The sequence below is a fragment of the Corallococcus macrosporus DSM 14697 genome (genome assembly GCF_002305895.1).
Taxonomy (GTDB): Bacteria; Myxococcota; Myxococcia; order Myxococcales; family Myxococcaceae; genus Myxococcus; species Myxococcus macrosporus.
On record NZ_CP022203.1, the window covers coordinates 1,155,156 to 1,181,592 of the forward strand.

General features: G+C 72.2%; 17 protein-coding genes and 1 riboswitch. Of the genes, 7 read left to right on the forward strand and 10 right to left on the reverse strand.

All coding sequences use genetic code 11. The features are described from left to right. Nucleotides 1-104: 104 nt before the first annotated feature. Nucleotides 105-1,004 (reverse strand): FkbM family methyltransferase, encoded by a 900-nt coding sequence (locus tag MYMAC_RS04930; protein ID WP_095957241.1) that lies wholly within the window; start codon nucleotides 1,002-1,004, stop codon nucleotides 105-107. 190 nt (nucleotides 1,005-1,194) lie between these two features. Between MYMAC_RS04930 and MYMAC_RS04935 the strand changes: the two genes are divergently transcribed. Together MYMAC_RS04935 and MYMAC_RS04940 are read left to right on the forward strand one after the other, a co-directional pair. After that, on the forward strand, nucleotides 1,195-1,920 hold the full coding sequence (locus MYMAC_RS04935; protein ID WP_013935874.1) for a lysophospholipid acyltransferase family protein: 726 nt from the start codon (nucleotides 1,195-1,197) through the stop codon (nucleotides 1,918-1,920). A 28-nt stretch (nucleotides 1,921-1,948) separates the two neighbouring features. Then, entirely contained in the window at nucleotides 1,949-4,684 is a 2,736-nt protein-coding gene (locus MYMAC_RS04940) for a PQQ-dependent sugar dehydrogenase (RefSeq protein WP_095957242.1), read from the forward strand. On the opposite strand, the gene MYMAC_RS04945 is transcribed toward MYMAC_RS04940, so the two are convergent. Together MYMAC_RS04945 and MYMAC_RS04950 are read right to left on the reverse strand one after the other, a co-directional pair. Further along, nucleotides 4,670-5,320 carry a hypothetical protein gene (locus MYMAC_RS04945; RefSeq protein WP_095957243.1) on the reverse strand — a complete coding sequence of 217 codons (651 nt, stop codon included), beginning with the start codon at nucleotides 5,318-5,320 and terminating at the stop codon, nucleotides 4,670-4,672. The genes MYMAC_RS04940 and MYMAC_RS04945 overlap by 15 nt on opposite strands. Further along, the gene (locus tag MYMAC_RS04950) at nucleotides 5,317-5,634 is read right to left on the reverse strand and encodes a hypothetical protein (protein ID WP_013935871.1); all 318 of its coding nucleotides are present in this window, start codon (nucleotides 5,632-5,634) and stop codon (nucleotides 5,317-5,319) included. Before MYMAC_RS04950 ends, MYMAC_RS04945 begins: the two co-directional genes overlap by 4 nt. 234 nt (nucleotides 5,635-5,868) lie before the next feature. On the opposite strand from MYMAC_RS04950, the gene MYMAC_RS04955 reads away from it, so the two are divergent. Both MYMAC_RS04955 and MYMAC_RS04960 read left to right on the forward strand, forming a co-directional pair. Then, a complete protein-coding gene (locus MYMAC_RS04955; protein WP_095957244.1) occupies nucleotides 5,869-7,113 on the forward strand; it encodes an exonuclease SbcCD subunit D C-terminal domain-containing protein in 1,245 nt (414 codons plus the stop codon). Then, nucleotides 7,110-10,925, forward strand: a complete 3,816-nt coding sequence (locus MYMAC_RS04960; RefSeq protein ID WP_095957245.1) for an AAA family ATPase — start codon at nucleotides 7,110-7,112, stop codon at nucleotides 10,923-10,925. Before MYMAC_RS04955 ends, MYMAC_RS04960 begins: the two co-directional genes overlap by 4 nt. Before the next feature lie 6 nt (nucleotides 10,926-10,931). Here MYMAC_RS04960 and MYMAC_RS04965 read toward each other — a convergent pair whose 3' ends face one another. Together MYMAC_RS04965 and MYMAC_RS04970 are read right to left on the reverse strand one after the other, a co-directional pair. Further along, entirely contained in the window at nucleotides 10,932-11,858 is a 927-nt protein-coding gene (locus tag MYMAC_RS04965) for a serine/threonine-protein kinase (protein ID WP_095957246.1), read from the reverse strand. A 2-nt stretch (nucleotides 11,859-11,860) separates the two neighbouring features. Then, nucleotides 11,861-12,664: a TIGR02266 family protein gene (locus MYMAC_RS04970; RefSeq protein ID WP_420810030.1), complete on the reverse strand. Its 804-nt coding sequence runs from the start codon at nucleotides 12,662-12,664 to the stop codon at nucleotides 11,861-11,863. 269 nt (nucleotides 12,665-12,933) lie between these two features. Between MYMAC_RS04970 and cglD the strand changes: the two genes are divergently transcribed. Beyond that, nucleotides 12,934-16,326 (forward strand): adventurous gliding motility lipoprotein CglD, encoded by a 3,393-nt coding sequence (cglD, locus tag MYMAC_RS04975; protein ID WP_095957248.1) that lies wholly within the window; start codon nucleotides 12,934-12,936, stop codon nucleotides 16,324-16,326. Nucleotides 16,327-16,443: 117 nt separating this feature from the next. Here cglD and MYMAC_RS04980 read toward each other — a convergent pair whose 3' ends face one another. The 5 genes from MYMAC_RS04980 to thrA all read right to left on the reverse strand — a co-directional run bounded on the left by MYMAC_RS04980 (nucleotide 16,444) and on the right by thrA (nucleotide 24,011). Then, a complete protein-coding gene (locus MYMAC_RS04980) occupies nucleotides 16,444-18,219 on the reverse strand; it encodes a M14 family metallopeptidase (protein WP_095957249.1) in 1,776 nt (591 codons plus the stop codon). Nucleotides 18,220-18,250: 31 nt separating this feature from the next. Beyond that, a complete protein-coding gene (locus MYMAC_RS04985; RefSeq protein ID WP_095957250.1) occupies nucleotides 18,251-19,186 on the reverse strand; it encodes an MBL fold metallo-hydrolase in 936 nt (311 codons plus the stop codon). 134 nt (nucleotides 19,187-19,320) lie between these two features. Further along, complete coding sequence (locus MYMAC_RS04990; RefSeq protein ID WP_095957251.1) at nucleotides 19,321-20,451, reverse strand: trans-sulfuration enzyme family protein; 1,131 nt, start codon at nucleotides 20,449-20,451, stop codon at nucleotides 19,321-19,323. Continuing rightward, nucleotides 20,390-21,490 (reverse strand): aminotransferase class I/II-fold pyridoxal phosphate-dependent enzyme, encoded by a 1,101-nt coding sequence (locus MYMAC_RS04995; RefSeq protein WP_095957252.1) that lies wholly within the window; start codon nucleotides 21,488-21,490, stop codon nucleotides 20,390-20,392. Before MYMAC_RS04995 ends, MYMAC_RS04990 begins: the two co-directional genes overlap by 62 nt. Nucleotides 21,491-21,515: 25 nt before the next feature. Then, nucleotides 21,516-24,011: a bifunctional aspartate kinase/homoserine dehydrogenase I gene (gene thrA / locus MYMAC_RS05000; RefSeq protein ID WP_095957253.1), complete on the reverse strand. Its 2,496-nt coding sequence runs from the start codon at nucleotides 24,009-24,011 to the stop codon at nucleotides 21,516-21,518. 271 nt (nucleotides 24,012-24,282) lie between these two features. Continuing rightward, nucleotides 24,283-24,405, reverse strand: a riboswitch (SAM-I-IV-variant riboswitch). A 181-nt stretch (nucleotides 24,406-24,586) separates the two neighbouring features. On the opposite strand from thrA, the gene MYMAC_RS05010 reads away from it, so the two are divergent. Together MYMAC_RS05010 and MYMAC_RS05015 are read left to right on the forward strand one after the other, a co-directional pair. Beyond that, a complete protein-coding gene (locus tag MYMAC_RS05010) occupies nucleotides 24,587-25,183 on the forward strand; it encodes an RNA polymerase sigma factor (RefSeq protein ID WP_170114699.1) in 597 nt (198 codons plus the stop codon). Between the two features lie 167 nt (nucleotides 25,184-25,350). After that, the gene (locus MYMAC_RS05015; protein ID WP_204817392.1) at nucleotides 25,351-26,274 is read left to right on the forward strand and encodes a GIY-YIG nuclease family protein; all 924 of its coding nucleotides are present in this window, start codon (nucleotides 25,351-25,353) and stop codon (nucleotides 26,272-26,274) included. Nucleotides 26,275-26,437 lie beyond the last annotated feature (163 nt).

Genomic DNA, 26,437 nt, shown 5'->3' on the forward strand with positions numbered 1-26,437 from the left:
TCCGGCGGGCACCTTACGCCGTCCGCGTGGCCGCCGGGCAAGTGAGACTGCGGGCAGTGACGCCCGTCCGACGTCTGGGCCTCATGGGGACACGGCCGCGCGTCTCATGGCAGGCAGAGCAACTGGTAGCGCCGCGTGTCGTGCTGCTTCACCTCGCGCAGGTCCACGCGGCAGGCCTGCTCCAGGTCCTCGAAGGGCGACACCTGGCTCCACAGCCGGCGCAGGCAGTGCTGCTTCGCCTTGAAGTCGGCGGGGGCCACATAGGCGCGGAGGGTCCGGTAGTGCGTTTCCAGCACCTCGCAGACGCGGCGAGGGTCGGCCCGCGGAGCCCCACCCCGCCCCTGGACCTCGATGGAGAGGATGGGCTTGTCCGGACCGTCGAGCGTGGCCCGCATGCCCGCGAGCACGTCCTCTTCGGCGCCCCCCACGTCGACCTTCACGAAGTCCACGCGCGGCAGGCCCTGCTGCTGGATGAACCCGTCCACGGTGACGACGGGGACGCGGGTTCCCTCCTCGCCGTCATCGGGGAGGTTCCCGTTGAGACCGGCGGGGAAGCGGATGACGCCCTCCTGTGCGCCCACCGCGGCCTGGAGGGCCTGGCAGTTGCGCAGGTGGTTGTTCCGGAGGTTGGCTTCAAGCTCCGCGAAGTTCTCCGGCGCTGGCTCGAAGCTGAAGAGCTGCCCCAGCGGGCCGATGCGGCTGCGCAGGTACAGGGACATGCCGCCGAGGTTGGCGCCGACGTCGAAGGCCACCATGCCCGGCCGCAGGTGGGGCGCGATGAGCGCCACGTCCGACAGGAAGGACTCACCCTGGAGGTACAGCAGCAGGTGCGTCGTGTCGCGGTGGGCCTTCAACGACAAGTCGTAACCGAACAGCCTGCGGTGGACCTCCAGCGGCGCGTGCCCGTTGAGCTCCAGCAGCAGCCGCGCCGTGCGGAGCTGGCCGCAGGGGACCAGGGTGTGGACGAGCCGGGCGGCTCGGAGCGCGGGGTCGATGAGACGCATGGGCGCTCCGCCCTTATGGCAGCCGCGGCGCCCCGGACATGGAACGGCGGGGCCATCCGCTGAGGCCTGTCTGACGTCGCGACCTCCGGACTGGCTGGCCGCATGGGAGGGGAGCGGCTGGCTGGCGGCGGGCCGGCGTCAACGGCTGGGCATTCCCTGGGCCGGAAGGTGGTATGCCTGGGCCCTCGCCATGAAGTACGCCGTCACGCTCTGGTTCTGGGTCGTCTTCCTGCTCACCGCGCCGGTGCTGTTCACCCTGGGCGCGTTGCTGCTCGTCGTCACGTACCCGTTCGACCGGGACCGGCGGCTCCTGCACGCGTTGGTCTGCCGTTGGTGTTACGGCCTGTGGCTGCACGCATCGCCGGGCTGGCGCACGCGCATCGAGGGCCGTGAGCTCATTCCAGCCGGGCCCTGTGTGATGGTGGTCAACCATCAGTCCGCGGCGGACATCCTCGCCGTCATGGGCCTGTTCCATCCCTACAAGTTCGTGGCGAAGGCGTCGCTGTTCTCGCTGCCGCTGGTGGGGTGGATGATGACGCTGCTGGCCTACGTGCCCATCGTCCGCGGCTCGTCCACCGCGATGCACCAACTCCTGGACCCGTGCCGGCGCTGGCTGCGCCGCGGCATGCCGGTGCTCATCTTCCCGGAAGGGACGTACTCCAAGGGAGGACAGTTGCTGCCCTTCAAGCGCGGCGCCTTCCAGCTCGCGGTGGAGGAGCACGTGCCGGTGGTGCCCATCGTGGTGGAGGGCACGCCCGAGCTGCTGGACGGAGACGGCCCCTGGATGAGTCCGCGCGCCTCCATCCGCGTGCGGGTGCTCCCGGCGCTGCCGCCCGAGTCCTTCGGCCCCGACTCCCAGGCGCTGGCCGCCGAGGTCCGCGCGCTGTTTGAAAAGACGTTGGCCGCCACGGGGTGATGCCGCGACTGCGCTATCGTCGCGGACCATGCGCTCGACTCTGATGTTGCTTGGGTGGCTGGGGCTGTCGTCGCCAGCCCTGGCCGCGGTGCCCACGGGCTTCGTGGAGACACCTTACACCTCGAATACCCTCACCCAGGCGACGGGGATGGCCTGGGCCCCGGATGGCTCGGGCCGCCTGTTCATCATCCGCAAGACGGGCGAGGTGCGGGTGGTGTCGCTGAAGGACGGCGAGCCTGAAACGCAGCCGGGGAACAACACGCTGGTGACGCGGGTGTTCGCGACGGAGCTCTCCGTCCACACCCACAGCGAGTGCGGACTCATCGGCATCGCGTTCGACCCGAACTACGTGGTCAACCGCTACGTCTACTTCTTCGTCACCGTCTCCGCGTCGGAGCAGCAGATTGTCCGCTACACGGATGCGAACGGGACGGGCACGGCGCGCACCGTCGTCGTCAATCGGCTGCCCACGCAGGGGGCGAACCATGACGGCGGCGCCATTGGCTTCGGTCCGGACGGGAAGCTGTACTGGGCCATTGGCGACCTGGGCAATGGCACGGGGGTGAACGCGGACCTGACGTCGATGGCGTCCAAGGTGAGCCGCGCGAACCTGGATGGCACACCGGCCAACGACAACCCGTTCAACGACGGCGTGGGCCCCAACAACGAGTACATCTGGGCGCGTGGCTTCCGCAATCCCTTCACCTTCACCTTCCAGCCCGCCACGGGCCAGTTGTGGGTGAACAGCGTGGGCACCGGCTACGAGCAGGTCTTCGTCGTGCCCAGCAGGGGCCATGCCGGCTACAGCAACTACGAGAACAACCAGCCCAGCGGAAACGACTACATCACGCCTGCCGTGAAGTACCGCACCAACGGCGTCGACACCCGCAACGTCGTCCCGGGCAACGGCGCCTCGCGCAGCGCCGGAGTGGCCACCTTCGCCACCTCTGGAGACCATGGCTTCCGCAAGGGCGAGCTGCTCACGCTCAGCGGTGTGGCGGACCCGAGCTTCAATGGCCCGTTGCGGGTGGCCAGCGTGCCCTCGTCCACGACCTTCACGGTGGCGCAGCCTTCACTGCCCGACGCCACGAGCGGCGGGGGGACGGCCACGACGCAGGCGCTGGGTGGCTCCATCACCGGGGGCACCTTCTACGATGCCACCCTGTTCGACGAGACGTACCAGGACGACTTCTTCTTTGGTGACTACAACGCCGGTCAGCTCACGCGCGTCACGCTGGACGCGGACAACTCGGTGGCCACGGTGGACGCGTGGGCCACGGGCTTCAGCTCGCAGGTGGACGTGTCGGTGGGCCCGGATGGGGCGCTATACACCATTGGCGTGACGGGCGGCACCCTGCGGCGCATCACCCCCGAGGCGCCGGGCCAGAAGCTGGTGGTGTCCGGGCTGCATCCGCGCGTCGAGGAGGGCGGGCGCGCCGCCTTCACCGTGCGCCTGGCGGAAGCGCCGGCCTCCGAGGTCTCCGTCCAGGTGTCTCGCGCGATGGGCGGCTCAGAGGACCTGAGCCTCGTCAGCGGCGCGGCGCTCACCTTCACCGCGTCCAATTGGAGCGTGCCCCAGGTGGTGACGCTCACCGCGGCGGTGGACTCGGACGCGACGCCGGATGTCGCCACGTTCATGGTGGTGGCGGAGGGGCTGCAAGAGGTGCCGGTGGTGGCCACCACCATCGACAACAACTCGCCGCGCCTGGTGCTGACGGCCGCTCAAATGAGTGTCGAGGAGGGCGGGACGGCGACCTTCGGCGTGTCGCTCTCGCAGCGGCCCCAGCGCAACGTCACGGTGAACGTGGCGCGGACCCGCGGGGACGCGGACGTCACGGTCCAGGCCGGGGAGACGCTGACCTTCAGCACCTCTGACTGGAGCACGCCCAAGGACGTCACCCTGGCCGTCGCGCGGGACGCGGACAACCAGGATGGGACGGCCATCATCACGGTGGCCTCGCCCGGACTGGACGCGCGCGAGGTGGAGGTCTTCGAGCAGGACACGGACCCGCTGCCTCCCGTCATCCTCTCCGAGCCGGTGACCACCGCCGTGGTGGGCAATCCGTACCGGTACGAGGTGCATGCGAGGGCCCGGCCCGCGCCCGTGTATGCGCTGGTGGACCCGGTGGAGGGCATGGACCTCGATGCCGCCACGGGCGTCCTCACCTGGGCGCCCACCGAGGCGGGCGAGGTGGCCGTCACCGTGTACGTGAGCAACGGCGAGGCTCCGGACGCGACGCAGACCTTCACCCTCACCGTCAGCCCGGATGCACCTCCCACCGCCATCCTCACGCGCCCCGAGGACGGTGAGCGCGTGTCGGGCGCCACGGCGGAGTTCTACGGCGACTGCGTGGACGACGTGGGCTGCACGCACGCGGAGTTCTATGTGGACGACGTGCCGCGCTACACCGACGTGCAGACCGGGAACCACTTCCACTACGGCGGCGAGCACAACCGCTGGGACACCACGGACCTGACGCCCGGCTGGCACCGCGTCCGCTTCGTGGTGGTGGATTCGACCGGGCAGCAGGGCTCCGCCGAGGCGACGGTGTGTGTGGGAGAGGTCCCCTGTGAGCCGCTGCAGCCGGATGCCGGCGCGGATGCGGGGACCGACGCCGGCACGGACGCGGGAGCGGATGGGGGCACCCGGCCGCCGCCGCCCGGACCGGGTGGCTGCGGCTGCAACGCGATGCCGCTGGCGCCGTTGGCCTGGGGGGCGCTCGCGTGGCTCGCGCTTCAGCGGCGGCGCTCACGTCGCCACTGACGAGGGCTGGCCGGCGCCGCGCCCGTGGGCCTCCCCGGCCACCTCGTGCAGGGCGTCACTCAGCAGAAGCGCTGGAGCCACCAGGGACTCCAGCGCTTCGACGCTGTCGGGCATGCCGCGCTTCATCGCAGTGAGGCGCGCGCCCTCGATGGTGAAGTCCGTGAACCGGCGGCAGAGCGTCATGAGCTGCTGCCGCACCCCCGGCGCTCGAAGGATGTCTCGGGTTTCGTCGGACAGGTACTCCAGGGTGAGGAGGGCATCCAGCTTCGCGTCGCCGACGTCCTCGTCCCGCTGGCCAATCACCTTGAGGAGCTTGTCGGCGATGCCCTCGGGACGGATGCGCACATCCGGAGGTAGCGCCTGGCCGAACTCCAACCTCACCACCGTGCAGAGATAGGTATGAGGTTGGCCAGGTCCATTGCTCTGGTGACGCTCCGTGCGCATGCGGAACTGCCGTCCCCGGTGGAGTCCTGCGACCTCCCATGTCCCCAGGGAGTAGATGCAGCTCCAGTCGTGAAGGGCCGCGAATTGTCTCCAGGCTCGGTGCCGGCGCTGGTGGCGCATCCAATAGGCGGTGACGACCAGCACCAGCGCGATGGCGGCGAGGACCATGGGGAGCAGTGACTCGAGGCTCATGGGGTGGCGCTCCGGACGGCGTCGCCCAGCTCGTGCCGGACGATGGTGAAGATGTTGAAGCTCTTGCCCGTGCCCCGGTGCTCGGTCTCCACGATGAGGGAGCGGCCGGCATGGGTGCCCTTCAACTGGAGCGTCCCCGCGGAGTAGAGGAAGCCGGGCGTGGACTGGAACCGCCAGCCGCGCTGCGCGGCGACCTCCTCCCAGACCTGGAGCTGCTGCTTCCAGCGCGTCCAGCGGACGTAGCCGATGAGGCCCGCGATGCCAAAGCCCACGCCGAAGACGCCCGCGAAGATGCCGGGGTGGAATCCGTTCATGGGCGCGAGCATCCCCGCTCGGCGCGTGCCGGCAAACCCCCTCGGCGCGTGAGGGTCTCCTGGGGGGACGTGGCGGGGCGTCCGCTTCGAAACGGCCTGGAGTTACAGGAACTTGCGCCCATGTCAGACCGGGGGAGTAAGGGAGCAGGCGCCCGCCGCTTGGAGCGAGCAGCCTCCCTGGTGGAGGCTGCCCGCCGGTCAGAGCGCCACGGGAAAGAGGGAGGGTGAGGCCTGATGCGCCTGCTGCACACGTCGGACTGGCACCTGGGACACACGCTGTACGACGTCTCTCGGGATGCGGAGCACGCGGCCTTCCTGGACTGGCTGCTGGAGACCCTGGAGGCGCAGGCCGTGGATGCGCTGCTGGTGGCCGGGGACATCTTCGACACGGCGAACCCCAGCGCGGAGGCGCAGGCGGCCTGGTACCAGTTCGTCGCGAAGGCGCGGCGGCGGCTGCCCCGGCTGGACGTGGTGGTGATTGGTGGCAACCACGACTCGGCGGCGCGGTTGGACGCGCCGGACCCGCTGTTCGCGGCGCTGGGCGTGCGCGTGGTGGGTGGGCTCCCGAGAGTGAGAGGGGCGTTGGATTGGGAGCGGCTGCTGGTGCCGCTGCATGACGCGAAGGGCCGGGTGGGCGCGTGGGTGGCGGCGGTGCCGTACCTGCGGCCCTCGGACCTGCCGCCCGTGCAGGGGGATGCGTCGGACCGGTTGGTGGAGGGCGTGCGCACCGTCTACGCGGAGGTGCTGGCCGCCGCGCGTCGCCGGCGTCAGGCGGGGCAGGCGCTGGTGGCCATGGGGCATTGCTACATGACGGGCACGGAGCTGTCCGTGCTGAGCGAGCGGAAGATCCTGGGAGGCAATCAGCACGCGCTCCCGGTGGAGCTGTTCCCGGAGGACGTGGCGTACGCGGCGCTGGGGCACCTGCACAAGGCGCAGCGGGTGGGCGGGCGCGAGGGCGTGCGCTACAGCGGCTCGCCGCTGCCCCTGTCGCTGTCGGAGGCGGGCTACCGGCACCAGGTGCTGCTGGTGGAGCTGGCAGGGGACGCGTTGGGAGCGGTGCAGGCGCTCCCCGTGCCCAGGACCACGGACATGGTGCGGGTGCCCGAGCGGGACGCGGCGCCCCTGGAGGCGGTGCTGGCGTTGCTCGAAGCCCTGCCGGCGCACGACGCGGAGGCGCTGGAGTGGCGGCGCCCCTACCTGGAGGTGTGCGTGTCGCTGCCCAGGCCGGAGCCCGCGCTGCGGCAGAAGGTGGAGAAGGTGCTGGATGGGAAGTCCGCGCGGCTGGTGAAGCTGACGCCCGCCTATACCGGCACGGGCGGCGCGCTGGCGGAGGTGCAGCCGGGGCTCTCCTTGAAGGAGCGCACGCCGGAGGACGTCTTCCGCGCGCGCTACGCCCGTGACTTCGAGGAGCCGCCCGCGCCCGCGCTGCTGGAGGCCTTCCATACGTTGCTGACCGATGTGCAGGAGGAGTCGCCGTGAAGGTGCTCGCGATTCGCGGTTCCAACCTGACGAGCTTCGCGGGGGACTTCGCGCTGGAGCTGGACCAGCCGCCGTTGGACCGGCTGGGCCTGTTCGCGATCACGGGGGCCACGGGCTCGGGCAAGAGCACGCTGCTGGACGCGCTGTGCCTGGCGCTCTTCGACCGCACGCCCCGGCTGGGCGGGCGGGGCGGGGTGCCGGTGGGCCGCGCGGACGAGGACGAGGAGGCGCGGCTGTCCGCCTACGACGTGCGCGGCATGCTGCGCCGGGGCGCGGCCGAGGGCTTCGCGGAGGTGGACTTCCTGGGCAAGGACGGGCGGCGCTACCGGGCGCGCTGGTCCGTGTGGCGCGCGCGCAACCGCGCGGAGGGGCGCTTCCGGCCGCAGGAGATGCAGTTGACGGACGTGGCCACCGGCCAGCGCTCCGGCCGCACCAAGGGCGAGGTGCTGGCCGCCATCCAGGAGCGGCTGGGGCTGTCGTTCGACCAGTTCCGGCGCTCCGCGCTGCTGGCGCAGGGGGAGTTCGCGGCGTTCCTCAAGGCGGATGCGAGCGAGCGCGCGGAGCTGCTGGAGCGGATGACGGGCACGGAGGTGTACAGCCGGGTGTCCATCGCCGCGCACGAGAAGAACAAGGCGGAGCAGGAGGCGCTCACGCGGCGGGCGCAGGGGCTGGCGGCGATATCGCTGATGCCGGAGGCGGAGCGGGCTGCGGCGGAGGCGGCGCTCGGCGAGGAGTCGCGGGCGCGCCAGTCGGTGGAAGGCCAGCTCAAGGCGGCGGAGGGCGCCGCGGCCTGGCACGTGGAGCGGGCGGCGCTGCGCGACGCGGAGCAGGGGGCGGACACGAAGGTCCACGCGGCGCGGGTGGCGCTGGAGGAGGCGGCGCCGCGCGCCACCCGGCTGGAGGAGGTGCGTGAGGCGGAGTCCTTCCGGGCCGCGGTGACGGCGGCGGAGTCCGCGGAGCGGGCGTGGGCGGTGGCGGAGGCGGCGCAGGTGGCGCGGGCCTCGGAGGTGGAGGCGGCGCTGGCGGAGTCCTCGGCGCTGCGCGTGGCGCTGCTGGATGCGGAGACCGCGCGCGCGACGGCGCAGGAGAAGGACGTGGCCCTGCGTCCGGCGCTGGAGGAGGCGGCGCGCCTGGACGCGCGGCTGGAGGGGGTCACCCGGGAGGCGCGGGAGGCGCAGCGGCGCGCGGAGACGTCCCAGGCGGCGGTGGTGGCCGCGAAGACGGAGCTGGAGGCGGTGCTCGAGCGGGAGGCGGCGGCGCGGACAGCGGCCGAGGCCGCGCGGGCGTGGCTGACGGACAAGGCGCACTGGGTGGCGCTCACGAGCGAGTGGCCCCGCTGGCAGCGCGAGCTGGAGCGCTACGAGGTGGCGCAGGCGGAGCGGCGGAAGGCGCGTGAGGCGTCCGGGCGGCTGCTCGGCGAGGTGGAGGGGCTGCGCGAGTCGGTGGGGCTGCGGCGTGAGGAGAAGGAGGCGGCGGCGCGTGCGGAGGAGATGGCCCAGGCCGCGGCGACGCACGCGGAGGCCGCCCTGGGCACGGAGTCAGGGGCCGAGCGGCGCGCGCTGCGAGAGGCCCTGCTGGCGCGTCAGGAGGCCGTGCGGCGGCTGACGTCGGCGCATGAGGGGCTGGCCTCGGATGAGGCGGAGACGCGCGAGGCGGCGGCGGACGAGGCTGCGGCGAAGGACGAAGCCGAGGCCGCGGCGGCGGAGGCCCGCGAGGCGGCGGAACGTGGGAGTCGGGGCGAGGCGGCGCTGAAGGAAGCGCGGCGCGCGTTGTCGGTGGCGCAGGCGACGCAGGGGTATGCGTCCCAGCGCGCGCTGCTGCGTGAAGGCGAGGCCTGTCCGCTGTGTGGCGCTGCGGAGCATCCGTATGCGCGCGAGGCTTCCGCGCTCGACGGGCTGGTCGCGGAGGCGGCCTCGCGCGTGGAGGAGCTGGAAAGGGAGCGAGGCGCGGCGACGCAGGCCGAGGTGACGGCGAGCGCGCGGGCCGCGGCGGCGAGCACGCGGGCGGGGCAGTCGGGGGCGCGCAAGAAGGCCGCGCTGGTGCGTGCCACGGCGCATGGCGATTCCTGGCGGAGCGGGTGCTCCGCCTGGGTGGAGGCGCTCGCGGTGGCTTCGGGCCAGCCCTCGCGCTCCGACGCGGAGGCACCGCCCGAGCTGGGCGGCTCGCCCGAGGCCGCGGCCTGGCTGGAGGCGGCGCGCGCGGAGGTGGCGGGCCGGCTCGCGGCGCTCAAGGGCGAGGAGCAGGCGGCCGAGTCCCTGGCCCGGACGGCGCGCGAGGCGCGCGCGACGCTGGAGACGCAGCGCACGCGGCGAGAGGTGGCGGCGGAAGCGCTGCGCCGGGCGGAGGAGGCCCTGTCCCGCGAGGAGGCCGTGCTCAAGGACGTCCACGCCCGGCTCGATGCCACCGAGCAGACGCTGCGGCAGGTGGTCGCGGAGCTGTCCCCCGTCTTCACCGTGGACGCGGGCTGGGACAAGAAGCTGGAGGGCGACCCGGCCACCTTCCGCCGCAAATGCGGCGAGCGGGTGGTGATGTGGAAGGGCAAGGAAGAGGCCCGGCAGCAGGCGGAGCTGCGCGAGGTCGAGGAGCAGCGGCACCGCGCCCGGGCCCAGGGGCAGGTGGAGGTGGTCACCCGCCACGCGGAGGAACATCAAGGCCTCGCCGTCCTCAAGGAGCAGGAGCGCGGTGAGGTGGCCCGCGCCCGCGCGGCGCTGCTGCAAGGCCGGCCCACGGCCGAGGTCCGCGCCGAGCTGCAAGCCCGGCTGGACGCCACGGAGTCGGCCTTCGAGAAGGCGCGCGAGCGCGCGGAGGCGGCGAACCAGGCCGTGCGCGTGGCCACCGCCCGCGCCGAGGACGCCGTGCGCACCAGGGCGGAGGCGCAGGCCCTGCGAGAGGCGGAAGGCGCCGCCCTGGCCGCGCAGCTCGCCGCGCGTGGCACCACCCTGGAGGCGGTGCGGGCGCTGCTGGCCTACGACGCCGCCTGGCGTGAGGCGGAGGCCCGCGCCCTGACGGCGCTGCGCGAGTCACTGGCCCAGGCCACCGCCGTGCTGGCGGAGCGGCGCGAGCGGCGCGCGCGGCACGAGGCGTCCGGCCCGCCGTCCCTCTCCGAACAGGACGCGGGGCCCGCGTGCGAGCGCCTGCGCGCCGAGGTCGAGGCCCGCCGCCACGCCGAGGCCACGCTGCACGCGCGGCTGGAGGCGGACGACGCGGCGCGCGCGCGGCACGGCGCCGAAGCCGCCGCGCTGGAGGAGGGCCGCCGCGCGGCGGAGGTGTGGAAGGTGCTGGGCGACCTCATCGGCTCGCACGACGGCAAGCGCTTCAAGGTCTTCGCGCAGAGCCTCACGCTGGACGCCCTGCTGCTGCACGCCAACGCGCACCTGCGGGAGCTGGCGCGGCGCTACCGGCTGATGCGCGTGCCCGGGCACGACCTGGACCTCCAGGTGGTGGACGGGGACATGGGCGACGAGGTGCGCAGCGTGGCCAGCCTGTCCGGTGGCGAGAGCTTCCTGGTGTCCCTGGCGCTCGCGCTGGGGCTGGCGTCCCTCTCCTCGGAGACGACCCAGGTGGAGACGCTCTTCATCGACGAGGGCTTCGGGACGCTGGACCCGGAGACGCTGGAGGTGGCGCTGGCCACGCTGGACGCGCTCCAGGCCACGGGCCGGCAGGTGGGCATCATCTCCCACGTCAGCGGCATGGCGGAGCGCATTGGCGTCCAGGTGCGCGTGGTGAAGCAGGGCGGCGGGCGCAGCCGGCTGGTGGTGGAGGGAGACCCCGGCATGGTGCCTCCCACCGTGGGCCGGCAGGAGGTGGCCTGAGCGGGCTCAGGTCTCCATCAGCCCGCGCACCACGGCGGCCACGGCCAGGGGCGTGGCCACGCGGTCATCACTCAGGGGCGCCAGGGCCCGGGCGAACTGCTCCGCGGAGCTGAAGCGCTGCGTGGGCATGGGCGCCAGCGCGCGGTCCAGCACCTGCGCCAGGGCGCCGGAGATGCCGGGCACGCGCACGCGCACGGGCGTCACCCGGCCGCCGCGGATGGAGGACTCCACCTGCTCCTCCGGCCCGGAGGGGAAGGGGGACTCCAGCGACAGCAGCTCGTAGAGGAGGACGGCGGTCGCCCACAGGTCCACGGCCACGGACACGTCGCCCGCGAGCAGCTCCGGGGAGCGGTAGTGCTGCTTGCCCAGGCGGCGGATGTCCTGCACCGAGCCCGCACGGGAGCGCGCCACGCCGAAGTCCGCCAGCTTCACCTCACCCGTGCGGGACAGCAGCACGTTGTGCGGAGACACGTCGCAGTGCACCACGCCCAGGGGCCGGCCCGTGGTGCTGACGGCGTGGTGCGCGTGCGACAGGGCCTCCAGCACCTGCCGGACGATGAGCACGCAGATGTCGACGGGCAGCTCGATGCGGCGGCGCCGGCACCGCGCCAGCACGCGGCCCAGGTCCGGCCCCTCCACCAGCTCCAGCGCCAGGTAGCCACCATCCGGCAGCTCGCCGTACTCCACGAAGCCGACGATGTACGGGTGGCGCAGGCAGCGGGCGAGCTCGGCCTCGTGCAGGAGCTGCTCGTGGGCCTCCGCGTCCCGCAGGCGCTCGGGCCGCACGCGCTTGAGGGCCACCTGCGCTCCGGTATGCGGGCCCTGCTGCATCCGCGCGAGAAACACCTCCGCCATGCCTCCGCGTCCCAGCCGGGACAGGAGCTGGAAGCGGCCATGGTCTCGAGGCCAGATTTCCCGCACGTCCTCCATCATGTTCAGCCCGCGCCGCCCGCCAGGCTCGCCAGATAGCCGTCCAGCGTCTGGGCGAAGGTGGCGTCGTCGTTGAGGAACGCCAGCCCCACGCCGCCCGTGTACGGGTCGTCCACCACGTGGACCACCACCGCGTCTCCTTGAAGGCGCTCGCCGTTGGGCAGCTTCACGTCCACGGTGACGACGCTGTCGGGCAGGGGCCGGTGCGCGGTGCGCACGAAGAGGCCGCCGTTGGAGATGTTGAGGGCGTGCTCACGGACGAAGTCCAACTCGGTTCGGAACTCCATTTCCAGCTTCACGGCGAAACGTCGACCGCGACGCTGCGGCCCATCCGCCGGGCGGACGGGCACCTGGTGGGGCTGGTTGGCGACCGGGGGAGCAGGCGTCTGAGCGGGTGGCGCCGCGGCCGGGCCGGCGTCCGACGGCGGCTGCGCGTCGGCTTGAGGCGCGGCGGGAGCCCCTCCGGCGGCGGGCGCGGTGGGGCGCTCGTTGCTCACGGGCAGCGTGGCCAGGTGTTGCTGGAGCGCGCGCGCCGCGGCGGAGCGCTCGTCTCCCCGGTAGGTGGTGCCACCCACGAAGGTCGTCGCGCGGAAGGCGTCCCGCTCCGCCTTGGGAAGCCGCCACAGCTCCACGAACGTGCCGCCGCTGCGCTTGGCGTCCTCGGCGAGCCGCTCCACCGCGGAGCGCGGATAGCCCGGCGCCTCCACCTTCAATTCAATGCCTGCCTCCTCGGGGCGCAAGGCCACCACGAGCTGGAGTGACTGCGCGGAGGTGAGCACCTCGCCAATCCCTTCCACCCAGGCCGCCACGCGCTCCGGGGGAGCCGAGCCATTCCACAATGCCGCAAGACCGAAGACGGGCACGGGCGCGACGATAGCCGACCGCTTTCCACCCGCGAACCCTGTTTGCCAACAGCCTGGGCGCAATCCATCCGCGTCACTGGACTGGGAGCATCCAGACCCCGACTCAGAGTTGCCCCAGGGAACAGGGACTCGGAAAGTCCTCCATCGTTCTCTACAATGGAAGTCTGCTTCGACTCACCCCCCACCTGGAGTCGGAGTCATTGGAGTCAAAGACGATGCGCAACCCCCTGATGCGGTACTTCACCTGCGCGTTGCTGGCAGCGTCGTTGCTGACTGGCTGCGGCGGTGGGAAAGACCCTGACCCCAATCCACAACCGAACGCCGATGGCGGCGGTGGTGGCAATGACGGCGGTGATGATGGCGGTACGGAGCCTCAGGAAGAGGACGCCGGCATCATCCCGGACCCGGACCCGGACCCGGGCGAAGTGCCCACGGACATCGATGACCCGGAGAACGTCAACAAGGACTCCGACTGCGACGGCCTGACGGACGCGGAGGAGTTCGCCACCATCTATCCCGGTGGCCAGAAGACGAACCCCGGCCTGCGCGACACGGACGGCGACGGCATCCGTGACGGCGTGGAGGTGGGCCGCACGGCGAGCCCCGACCCCGACTGCAACTTCCCCGGTGACCAGGACACGGCCACGCGCACCTCGCCGGTGCTGGCGGACACGGACGGGGACGGCATCCCGGACGGCCTGGAGGACCTCAACCGCAACGGCCGCAGGGACCCGGGCGAGACGGACCCGAACGCCATCGACTCGGACGGTGACGGCCTGGCGGACGGCGCCGAGGACGCCAACCGCAACGGCGTGGTGAGCCCCGGCGAGACGGACCCGCGCAAGCGGGACTCGGACGGTGACGGCCTGGATGACGGTCTGGAGGCGCGGACCAACACCAACCCGCTCGCCCCGGACACGGACGGCGACACGTGCAGCGACGGTGAAGAGGACGTCAACCGCAACGGCGTCGTGGACGGCAATGAGACGGACCCGCGCGTGGCGGACTGCGCCGCGTCGGTGCCGGACGCGGACTTCGACGGCATCCCGGACGCGGTGGAGGAGGCGACGAACACGGACCCGAACAACGCGGACACGGACGGTGACGGCATCCCCGACGGCGTCGAGGACGCGAACCGCAACGGCCGCGTGGACTCCGGTGAGACGGACCCGCGCCTGACGGACTCCGACTGTGACGGCCTGCAGGACGGCCCGGGCCGCGATGGCTTCCGCGGCGAGGACCCCAACGGCAACGGCAACGTGGACCCGGGCGAGACGGACCCGACCAACCCGGACACGGACGGTGACGGCCTGCTGGACGGCCTGGAGCTGGGCGTGACGACGGCGCAGGCGCCGCGCAGCGACTGCGGCTACGTGGGCGACGCGGACCCGGGCACCACCACCAGCCCGACGAACCCCGACAGCGACGGTGACGGCATCCAGGACGGCGCGGAGGACGCGAACCAGAACGGCCGCGTGGATGAGGGCGAGCTGAACCCGAACGACCCCGCGGACGGCGCGGGCAACACGCCGGCGGGCCAGGCCTGCCGCACGGCCAACCTGCGCACCGTGACGTTCAGGGAGGAGAACGGCGCGGACCTCCGTCTGGCGCTGCCCTCCACCTTCACGGACGCCAACCTGCGCACCATCCGCGACGGCAACAACGCGGTGGGCATCATCGGCTGGGACGCCACCAAGCAGGTGACGCTGATTGCGTACAAGCGCGGCCGCGTCGGTTCGTCCTCCAACCCCACGGGCGACGAGGCCGGCATCCGCACCGGGTCGTTCAACTCCGCCACGCGTGACTTCCAGCAGACCTTCAACACCTGGGACGGCTACCCCGCGCTGTCCGCGCGCTACGCCATGTCGGGTGGTGGGGATTTGAAGACGTTCACCAACACGCTGACCCGCTCGCTGGTCCCCGGGAGCACCGGTGAGCTGACGGGCACGGCCGGCGTCAGCGGTCCGTTCACCATGCAGGCGCAGTATGTCCACCGCTCCGACGACAGCGTGGTGGTGGTGATGGCCATCACCCCCACGTCCCGCTACAACGAGGCGGGCAGCCTCTTCACCACGGCGGACACGGCGGGCGGCTCGGCGCTGGCGCAGTTCGGCGACACGGACGCGGTGCAGTGCGAGCAGTTCACCGTGCGGCGGGCGGTGGTGGACTTCATCTTCGTGGTGGACGACTCCGGCTCCATGGCCTCGTCGCAGCAGTCGCTGGCCAACGCGGCCACGGCCGTGGCGGACAAGCTGGCCAACGCCACCCTGGACTACCGCCTGGCGATGGTGACCACCACGTATACCTACAGCAGTGGGTCGAACAACGGCACGCTGCGTGGCTTCACGGGGAACATCAACCAGTTCCGCGCCTGGCTGACGCAGAACAGCACGTGCAGTGGCGGTCAGTGCTCCGGCATCACCATCCCCCCGGGCTCCCAGCAGACGACGTGCTCCTCCAACGCCCAGTGCTGGGTGGGGCAGAGCGGCAACGGCACCGAGCGCCCGCTGCAGGCGGCCCGCGAGGTCATCAACCTGCTGGCCTCTTCGGGGGGCACGCCGGAGACGCGCTTCCGCGCGGGCGCCAAGGTCGTGGTCGTCGTCCTGACGGACACGCGGGACCAGTCCAGCGGCACCATCGACACGTACACCCAGTACTTCCTGGGGACGGGCAACGAGCCCGGGACGAACCGCAACCCGCTGAACCAGCCCATCGACGTGCACGGCATCCTCTGCCCGCATGAGAACGCCACCAACGACACCAGCACCTGGTGCCAGAACCAGGAGGACCCCCGCAACCCGCGCCACCTGGACATCATCCAGGCCACCGGCGGCGTGTACGGCAGCATCCGGGACTCGGCCGCCATCACCACCACCATCAACGCCATCATCGACAGCGTCATCGCGTCGGTGGGCTACCGGACGCAGAAGCCGCCCATCGGCGCCTCGCTGAAGGTGGCCATGGGGGCGGTGGCGAACGCCTCGCAGTGCCCCACGCCGGGAGACCTGCCGCGCAGCCGCGTCCACGGCTTCGACGTGGACGGCATCAGCCGCGCGGTGTCCTTCTTCGGCGGGTGTCGCCCGGAGTCGCCGGGCACCACCCAGGCGGCGCTGTCCTACCGCTACTGGACGGACCGCACGTCCAACCCGGATGGCGTCCCCGCGCCGTGCGAGGGCGACGACTTCCACGACCCGAACGACCCGGACTTCTGCGAAGGCAAGCTGGTGTGCAACCGCACCACGGACAAGTGCGAGTGCCCGTCGGACTGCGGCGGCGGCGGTGAGCCGGGCCAGGTGTGTGACACGGACCCCGAGGTGTGCGCCTTCACCTGCGCGCCGGACTGCGGCGGCACGTGCGGCACCTATGAGACGTGCAACACGGACACCTGCTCGTGCTCGTGCGTCCAGTCGGCCACCTGCGCGCCGGGCTTCACCTTCAGCCAGGACGCGTGCGGCTGCGTGTGCGACACCGCCGCGCTGAACTGCGGTCCCCAGTACCAGGCGGACCCCAACACCTGCGCCTGCGCCTGCAAGTCGGACTGCGGCGGCTGCGGCCCGAACTCGGTGTGCAACCAGAGCTACTGCGTCTGCGAGGGCATCATCGGCTGAGGATGCCCGGCGCTCCGGCCTTCGTTGACGGAGGAGGCCGGAGTCGGCGGGTCTGAAAACGAAGACGCCCCGGTGCCCACGGGCGCCGGGGCGTCTTCATTTCACGGCCGGGGTGCCCTACGGCGTCGCGGCCTTCACCGTCGTCAGCTCCCGCGGCGCGGCCTGGGTGCGCAGCACGGGGTAGACGCGGAGCTGGACGTCGCGGGCCGGGTGGCGCTCGTAGAAGAAGCGCAGGCGGGCGCGCGCGTCCTTGGCGAAGGCTGGGTCCTTCAGCTTCGCCTCCCACGCCGCCTTCACCGCGGCGTCCTTCGCCAGCAGCTCACGCGCGAAGGGCTCCAGCACGTAGTCCTCCACGTACTCCTTCTGCTCGAAGTGGGCGTTGAAGAAGCCCCAGGCCAGCAGCGAGTCCGGCCCGGTGGGCTCCAGCAGGTGGGCCACCAGCTCCACGCCCTCCTGCGCCACCGGGACGTACAGCGTGCCGGCGGGGAGCGCCTGCGTCCCTGGCTGCCACGCGCCCTTCACGTCGAGCATCTGCCGGTTCTCCACGGACTGGGCGCTCCACTTCGCCTCGTCGGCGCGGAAGCGCTCCACCGCCGCGTCGGCCACGGGCTTGGAGAGGCGCTGGGAGCGCAGGCCGTGCGCGGCCAGCTTCGCCTCCACCCAGGCGGCGTGCGCGGGCGGCACCAGGTAGCCCCCGGCGGGCAGCGTGACGGTGAGCGCGGGCTGGACCTCCTCGAAGTAGGGCACCTTCCAGAGTTGGGGCTTCGTGTCGTCGTAGCGAATCCACGTCTGGCCGGACACGTCGGAGGCGCCCCGCTGGTAGGCGTAGCCGCGGAAGTCGATGGTCCGCTTCTGCTCGGTGTTCTTCCACGCGAGCACCACCTCGCGCGTCTTTCCTGCCGCGTCCTCCGCGTCCGCCGCCTTCACCGCCGCGCGCAGGGCGGCGCCGTCGCGGGCCACCAGCCGCAGCAGGCCGGCCACGACGTCGCGGGTGGCCTTCACGCGCTCCGCGTAGGGCTTCCACGAGTGCGTCTCCACCAGCACGCCGAAGCGGCGGTTCGCGGCCCAATAGGCGTGGCTGAAGCGCGGCGGCGGCACGCCGTAGGCGAAGCCGGAGGCGGGGTCATCGTCCTCGATGAAGGACGGGTAGAAGGGCACGGGCAGGTGCTGCTGGGACGAAAGCTCCGTGAAGAGCTCCTCGCGCAGCTTCACGCCCAGCGCGCGCAGCGGGGCCGGCCCGGACTTCTGCGGCTCGATGCCCACGGACACGTCGTGCTCGAACTTGGCGCCGTTGGTGGCGTGCAGGTCCGCGTAGACGAGCGGGTCCCACGCGTGGAGGTACTTCAGCAGGGCCACCATCTCCGGGGCCTCCGCCTTGGCGTAGTCGCGGTTGAGGTTGAGGTTCTGCGCGGTGGCGCGCCAGCCCATCTCCTCGGGGCCATTCTGGTTGGGGCGGTGGTTGGGGCCGAAGCGCTCGTGGCCGTCCACGTTGAAGACGGGGACGAAGACGGCGGTGACGCGCTTGAGGACGCCGGGCTGCTCCTTGCCGGCGAGCAAGTCGCGCAGCAGCCAGAAGCCGGCGTCCTTGCCGTCAATCTCACCGGAGTGGATGCCACCCTGGAAGAAGACGACGGGGCGCTGCTTCTTCGCCGCGGCGGCGGGGGTGAGGGTGCCGTCCGCGCTGGCGACGAGCGCGAGCAGCGGGCGGCCCTCCGGCGTGGTGCCGAGCGTGTCGCAGCGCACCTTGCCGGGGAACGCCTTGGGGAAGGCGCGGCAGAGGGACTCCACTTCCAGGTAGCGGCCCGTGCGCTTCCAGCCGCTCTGTTCAGAGACGGTGGTGAGGGACGACGGTGCCTGATGCAGCGTCAGGGCGAGGAGGGTGGGCAGGAGCATGCCCCTCCCACAACATAGGCCCTGGTGGGTTTCAACCGTGGCGCACGGTGAGTGTTCCACCCACCGGCAGCACTTCGACGCGCTCGCGGGCCAGGCCCCGGCGGGTCCACTCCGCGTCCAGGCGGCGGGGCGGCTCGTCGAGCGGCTCGTCGGTGAGCTTGAAGGTCCCCCAGTGCATGGCCAGGAAGCGCGCGGCGCCCAGGTCCTCGAAGGCCTGCACGGCCTCCTCGGGGTTCATGTGCTGGCGGCGCATGAACCAGGCCGGGTCATACGCGCCAATGGGCAGCATGGCCGCGTCGATGCCCGGGTGGCGCTGGCCAATCTCCTTGAAGCCCTCGAAGTAGGCGGTGTCGCCGGAGTGGAAGACGCGGGCGCTGGAGCCCTCGATGACGAAGCCGCCCCAGAGCATCTCGTTGACGTCGTTGAGGCCGCGGCGGCTCCAGTGCTGCGAGGGCACGAAGTGCACCGTGACGGCGCCCACCTGGGTGGATTGCCACCAGTCCAGCTCGGTGATGCCCAGGCCCGAGCCCCGGAACACCGGCGCGTGGCCCAGGCCGGTGACGATGGGCGCGCCCACCTTCTGCAGCGTGGGCAGGTCCAGGTGGTCGTAGTGGTTGTGGGAGACGAGGCTGGCGGTGATGGGCGGTAGCTTCTCCACCGGGACGCCCGGCGGCACGTTGCGGCGGATGACGCCGCTGATGGCGTCGCGCAGCACCGGGTCGATGAGCAGCGACACGCCGTCCAACTGCACCAGCCAGCTCGCGTGGCCCAGCCACGTCAGCCGGGCGCCTTCACCGGGGGCGGGCGGCGTGGAGAGCAGCGCGAGGTCGGGCTCCACGCGGGGCACGTCCGCGCGGGCGGGCGCCTTGCGGCGGCGGCCGGCGAGCTTGTCGGCCACGGCCCACTTGAAGACGCTGCTGAACGGCTGCGGTCCGCTGCCATCGAGGTTCTTGAACCGCAAGGCCATGTGCTCGCTCCCTCGTCTGGCGGGGCTGGGGGCCCCGCGCGCGTGCCCCTGTCATGCTCGGATGGGGCACGGCGCGCAAGCAAGACGGAGCGGCCGTCGAAGGCCGGACGCCACCGCGCCGCCGTCGGTGGCGCCTAGGCGGCCACGCGGCCTGCCTGGGCGAAGGCCCTCGAGAGGTCCTCTTGCAGGTCCTCCCCGTCCTCCAGTCCCACGGAGAAGCGGATGAGCCCGTCGGTGATGCCCCGGCGCTCCCGCTCGGCGGCGGGGACGGAGGCGTGGGAGTGCCGCGCCGGGACGGTGACGATGCTCTCCACGGCGCCCAGGGACACGCCCAGCAGCGGGAGCTGAAGCGACTCAACGAAGGGCGCCGCCAGCGCGTCCTGGGCCAGCCGGAACGACACCACCGCGCCGGTGCCCGGATAGAAGACCTGCCGCACCTCCGGCCGGTGGCCGAGCCACTTCGCCAGCGCGCCCGCCGTGCGCACCTGCCGCTCCAGGCGGACCTGCAACGTCTTGATGCCTCGCTGGAGGAGGAAGCAGTCCTGGGGCCCCAGCACCGCGCCCACCGCGTTCTGGAGGAAGCCCAGCTCCCGCGCCAGCGCGGGCGTCTTCACCGCCACGGTTCCGGCGACGACGTCGCTGTGGCCGCCCAGGTACTTGGTGGCGGAGTGGATGACGATGTCCGCGCCCTCCGTCAGCGGGCGCGAGAGGGCCGGGGACAGGAAGGTGTTGTCCACGATGAGGAGCGCCCCGTGCGCCTGGGCCAGCCGGGCCATGGCGGGGAGGTCGGTGCGTCTGAGGAAGGGGTTGCTCACGCTCTCCACCAGCAGCGCGCGCGTGTTGGGGCGGAGCGCGGCGCGCACGGCGTCCGGGTCGCTGGTGTCCACGAAGGTGGCCTGCAGGCCGAAGCGGCTGAAGACGCGGGTGAGCACCCGGTAGGTGCCGCCGTAACAGTCGTCCGTCACCACCAGGTGGTCCCCCGCGCTGAACAGCATCAGCACGCTGGACACGGCGGCCATGCCGGAGCCGAAGGCGAAGGCGGCGTGGCCTTCGTCCAGCGCCGCGAGCACGCCCTCCAGGGCCTTGCGCGTGGGGTTGCCGGAGCGCGCGTAGTCGAACTCGCCGGGTGTCTCCAGGCCCGGCTGGTCGAACATGGACACCTGGTAGATGGGCACCGCGGCGGCGCCCGTGGCGGGGTCTTGCTCATGCCCCGTGTGCAGCAGACGGGTCGCGAAGCGCGTGGGCCAGGTCGTCGATGATGTCATGGGAGTCCTCGATTCCTACGGAGAGCCGGAGCAGCCGGTCGGAGATGCCCAGCGCCTCCCGGCGCTCGGCGGGGATGTCAGCGTGGGTCTGCGTGGTGGGGTAGGTGATGAGCGTCTCCACGCCACCAAGCGACTCGGCGAAGAGACACAGCTTCACGGACGCGAGCACCTGGGGCACCAGGGCCGCGTGGGCGACGTTGAAGGACAGCATCCCGCCCACGCCGGGATAGAAGACGCGCTCCACGCCCGGGTGCGCGCGCAGCCAGGCGGCCACCTCGCGCGCGTTGGCCTGGTGCCGCTCCATGCGCAGCGCCAGCGTCTTCAGCCCGCGAATCACCAGGTACGCGTCCTGCGGGCCCAGGATCGCGCCGATGCCGTTCTGGAGATACGCCAGCCGTTCACCCAGTGCCGCGTCCTTGACCACCAGGGCCCCGGCGACGACGTCGTTGTGTCCCGCCAGGTACTTCGTGGCGCTGTGGACGACGATGTCCGCGCCCAGCTCCAGCGGGCGCTGGAGCCAGGGCGTGAGGAAGGTGTTGTCGACGATGAGCAGCACGCCGGCCTCGCGGGCGATGGCCGCCAGCCCGGCGAGGTCCGCCGTGCGCATCATCGGGTTGGTGGGCGTCTCCACGACGATGGCGCGCGTGTTGGGGCGCAGCGCGTCCTGCACGGCGCCAGGCCGCGAGGTGTCCACGAAGGTGCAGGGGACGTGGAGGATGCGGTCCGCCAGCCGGTAGGTGCCGCCGTAGAGGTCCTCGGTGAGGAGGACGTGGTCCCCCGGGCCGAAGAGCTGGAGGGCGCAGTGCAGCGCGGCCATGCCGGAGCTGAAGGCCAGGCCCCGGCTGCCGCCCTCCAACTGTGCCAGCGCGTCCTCCAAGGCGGAGCGGGTGGGGTTGCGCGTGCGTGAATAGTCGTAGCCGGTGGACTGGCCGAGCGCGGGGTGCTGGTACGTGGCGGACTGGTAGATGGGGACGGCGACCGCGCCGGTGCTGGGGTCGCGGCGCACGCCGGCGTGGACGAGGGCGGTGGCGAGTTTCATGAGAGGAGCCCTTGGGGTGACGCGCTCAACGGCCGCGCAGGGTCTGGGAGATCTTGAGGATGTCCGCCAGCACGCCGGACGCGGTGACGGCGCCGCCCGCGCCCGCGCCCCGGACGGTGAGCGGGAAGTCGCTGTGGCGGGTGGTGGTGAAGGACACGAAGGACTCGGAGCCGCGGAGGTCCGCCGCGGGGTGGCCCGCCTCGACGCCCACGGTGCCCACGCGGATGACGGGGGTGCCGGTGCCCGCCTTCGACGGGTCGATGCGCGCCAGGTAGCGCAGCACGGTGCCGGACTGGCGGCAGCGGGCCACGCGCTCCGCGTAGGCCGCGTCCTTCGTGGCGAGCACCTGGAAGAACGAGTCCACGGTGGCGCACTCGTCCGTGGTGACGAAGGGCTCCAGCGCCACGTCGGACAGGGACAGGGGCAGGCCCAGCTCCCGGGCGAGGATGAGCGCCTTGCGCGCCACATCCGTGCCGCTCAGGTCCTCGCGAGGGTCGGGCTCCGTGTAGCCGCGCTCCCGGGCGGCGCGGACGGCCCGGGACAGGGGTACGCCGGCCGTCAGCTCGTTGCAGATGAAGCCCAGGCTGCCGGACAGGGACGCGGTGATGAGGCGCACGCTGTCTCCGGTGCGCACCAGGTTCGCCAGCGTGTCGATGACGGGCAGGCTGGCGGCCACCGTCGTCTCGTAGTGGTACGCGACGTGGTTGCGCCGCGCCGTGTCCACCAGGGCCTCGCGGGCCTCCCATGGCAGCGCCAGCGGCTTCTTGTTGGCCGCCACCACGTGGATGCCACGCGTGAAGGCCTCCGTGTAGAGCGTCTCCAGCCCGCCCGCCGCGGTGCAGTCCACCAGGATGGGCACGGGCAGCCGCCGGAGCGCGTCCAGCAGGGGCACCAGCGTGCGCGCCTCGGGGGCCTCGGGCGCCACGCCTTCCAGGCGCGCCTCCAGGCCGTCCAGCGAAAGGCCCGAGGCGTCGAAGAGCGCGCGCCGGCTGTCGGCCAGCCCCACGACGCGCAGCGCGATGCCGTGCCTGTCCTTCAGCAGCGCCTGCTGCGCGCGGAGCTGGGCCAGCAACTGCCCGCCCACGGTGCCCCGGCCCAGGACGAACAGGCTCACCTGCTGGTGGGCCAGGTTGAAGGCCGCGTGCGTGGTGCGCGCGGCGATGGCGGTGTCCGCCGCGTCGACGACGCACGACAGGGAGCGGGAGCTGGCGCCCTGGGCGCTGGCGCGCACGTTGACGCCCACCGCGCCCAGCGCGCTGAAGAAGCGCCCTGCCACGTTGACGCCATGGCCCATGGCTTCCGCCACCAGCGTCAGCAGCGTCACCGGCTGGCGGACCTCCAGCGGCTCCACCTCGTGGCGGGACAGCTCCTGCGCCAGCTCGGAGGCGAGCACGGAGCGCGCGCGCTCCGCGTCCGGCCGGGGGACGACGACGGCCAGCGACTGGCCATTGGCGGACTGCGCGGTCATCCACACGGTGACGCGCGCCTCGCGCAGCGCGGCCAGCACGCGCTCGCCGAGCTGGAACTGGTCGGACAGCTTGCGCACCTCGACGCCCAGCAGCGCCAGGTCCTCGCGCGTCGCGATGCAGGCGGGCCGCTGGCCGTCGCGCGAGCCGATGGCGTCGATGAGCGTGCCCGGGTGCTCCGGCGCCATGGTGTTGCGGATGCGCAGGGAGATGCCGGACTCGATGAGGGGAATCATCGTGCGCGGGTGCAGCATGCGGGCGCCCACCGCCGCCAGCTCCAGGCCCTCGCCGTGGGTGAGGTGCGCCACGGGGTAGGCGTCCGCCACCAGGTCCGGGTCCGCGGTGTGCAGGCCCAGCACGTCCGTCCACACCGTGACCTCCGACGCGCCCAGGCCCTGGGCCACCAGCGCGGCGGTGTAGTCGGAGCCGTTGCGGCCCAGCGTGGTGGTGCGCCCATCCTCCGTGGCGGCGATGAAGCCGGGGAGGACGGGCACCTCGGCGCCCCACGTCTCGCGCGCGGCCTGGAGCCGCTCCCGGGTCCGCGTCAGGTCCACCCGCGCCGCGCCGAAGCGGTCATCCGTCACCAGGAGCCGCCGCGCGTCGCGGAAGGCCGCGGGCGTGCCATGGGCGGTGAGCAGCTCCGCGAGGAGCGTGGCGGACACCTGCTCGCCAAAGGACAGCACCCGGTCGCGCGTGGGCGCGGAGCACTCCCGCGTGAGGGAGATGCCCTGGAGCAACTGCCGCAGTGGCGCGAGCAGGCCGTCGACGCGCTCTCCCAGCTCGGAGGCCTGGCCGGGCGCGAGCGCCGCGACGTTGGCCTTCGCCAGGTCGGCGATGCGCGTGGCCACCGCGAGCGCGTCCTCCAGCTCACCCGCGGTGGCGTGGCTGGCCGCGTCCAGCAGCCAGTCCGTGGTGTCGCCCATCGCGGAGACGACCACCGCCAGCGGGCCTCGCCGCGCGTGCCTTCCAATCAACTCGACGACCTGGTGGAGCCGCCTGGGCGAGCCCACGGACGTGCCACCAAACTTCATCACCTGCAGGGACGTGCTGCGCATCGGGGAACCTCGAAGGGACGGGCGGACGTGTCGCCGCGAGCCGGACACACGCCGGCCAGACGCGGCGCGCGAGCGCCCACGGGGAAGGGGAAGCGCGGTGTCGGGAGTTGGAGCCCTGGCGGACTAGTGCCCGCCGCCGGGCCAGCGCATTCGATGCGCGGCGACGACGCGACGGAGCACGGACGGCACGTCAGCGGTGGTCAACGGTGCGGAGCAGGTGGATGGAACCACGGGGGCCCTCTCTCACCGAAGCGGGAGGATGCCCTCCGGCCTCGGACGCTTGGATTGCCCGGGGAGCCACTGCTCCTCGAGCCGCATCGTTTGGACACCTTGGAGGTCCGACCCCAGGTTGTCGGGCCACCGCGCGAGGCGGAGGCCGCTCTGGATGCTGCGGACGAAATAAGCGTGGACCCCCATGTCTGTCAATGCCTCGCGTGGCTCCGCTTCCGTCACGACACCTTCCATTCACGTCAGGATTTGATGGGAATGCCCGGTGCCCGGGGCGGATGCCGGCGTCAACACGTTGAAAACAGGCGCCGGGGATGTGCAGATGATGGGTGGGAAAGGAGCACGGCGTGACGGAGACCGGGGCGCTGAATGACGAGGTGGTGCGTGCGTTGGTGGACAACCATCGCCAGTTCCTCGCCTTCGTGGAGCGGCGCGTGGGCAGCCGCGCCATCGCGGAGGAGATTCTCCAGGCGGCGTTCGTGAGGACGCTGGAGAAGGGCGGCGCGCTGGAGGAGGGCGAGGGCGCGGTGGCGTGGTTCTACCGGCTGCTGCGCAACGCGCTGGTGGACCACTACCGGCGCCAGGCGGCCGAGGGACGCGCGCTGGAGCGCGAGGCGCGGGAATCCGTGGTGGCCACCGAGGACCCGGAGCTGAAGCAGGCCGTCTGCGCGTGTGTGGGCGAGCTGCTGCCCACGTTGAAGCCGGAGTACGCGGACATCCTGCGGCGCGTGGACCTGGAGGAGCGCGGCGTCCCGGACGTGGCGCGCGAGGACGGCATCACCGCGAACAACGCGGGCGTGCGGCTTTACCGAGCCCGGCAGGCGCTGAAGAAGCAACTGGAGCGGAGCTGCGGCACCTGCGCCTCGCATGGGTGTCTGGACTGCTCCTGCAAGTCGCCCCGCCAGGCAGCCGGGCCCACTGGCCCCGGGGCGCCCGTCGCCTGAAAGCGCTTGCGCCGGGGCGGAGGGCCTCGTTAACTCCCGCCCAGGTGCCGAGGGGCGCCTGCCCGAAAAGACGACGTCACCCTCCGCTTCACGCCGCCGTTCGACAGTTCCGATGAGTTCCTTCCACGGCCCACGAACGGGTGAGGGCCGGCGCCAAGGGACTTTTCATGCGAACCGTCTCCCTCCACGAATGCAAGGTCCGCGCGTCGCTCCTGCTCAAGGCGCTGGCGTCAGCGGACGCGTCACTCGCGGCGGAGCGGCTGCGCGTGCTGCCCGGCTTCTCGGGGCTGTCCGTGGGGCAGGTGCTCGCGCGGAAGGACTCGGTGCGGCGCAAGCACGCGCTGGCCGTCATCGCGCATGAGCAGGGGTATGCCTCCTGGGCCGACCTGAAGCAGGTCCGCGAGGTCGACTTCGAACACCTGCTCGCCCAGGTGGGCGCCGCCCACCTCAACCGCTGGTTCGCCTCCTACGCGGAGGCCGTGGACTCCCTGCGGGCGCAGGGCGGCTTCCTCTTCCCCTTCCGCGAGCAGTTCTTCGTCTGTGACGCCAGCCTCGTTCAGGCCCTGGGCGTGGACCCCGCGGACGCGGACTGGGCGCGCACGGGCCGCGACTGGATGTCGCCCGAAGATGGGGCCGCGCAGGCCCGGCTCGCGCGGCGGTTCACCCACGCTTCTTCTTCTCCACACACGAGGTCTCCCATGTCCGCAGACGCGCCGTCCCAGGTTTCCGGTCCCCGCTCCCGCCGCGCCGAGCTGAAGCGCTCCTACAAGGAAGCGCCGCCGCCCATGGGCGTGTACGCCGTGCGCTGCCTGGCCAACGGGAAGGTGCTGGTGGGCGCCAGCGCCAACGTGCAGGGCATGCTCAACCGCATCCGCTTCGAGCTGTCCACGGGCATGGACCGCCTGCCCGCGCTGCTGGAGGACTGGAGGCGCTACGGCGCGGAGCAGTTCACCTTCGAGGTGCTCGACGTGCTGAAGCCCTCCGACGAGCCCGTGGTGGCCCCGGAGGAGGAGCTGAAGGTGCTGGAGGCGCTCTGGCTGGACCGGCTCAAGCCGTACGGCGACGCGGGCTACAACGTGCGAGGCGGCTGAGGCCGGTCGCCTGCTTGCCCCCCACGGCGCAAGGACCTGGGGCTGTGGCAACTTGCCACGTTTCCGGCATGGCGGGATTGGGTTAGGCCAAGGCAGGCTTTATTCCACGGGAGTCCGCCATGGTGTCCGCTCGTCGCCTTGCCTTTCGTTCTCTTCCATTCGC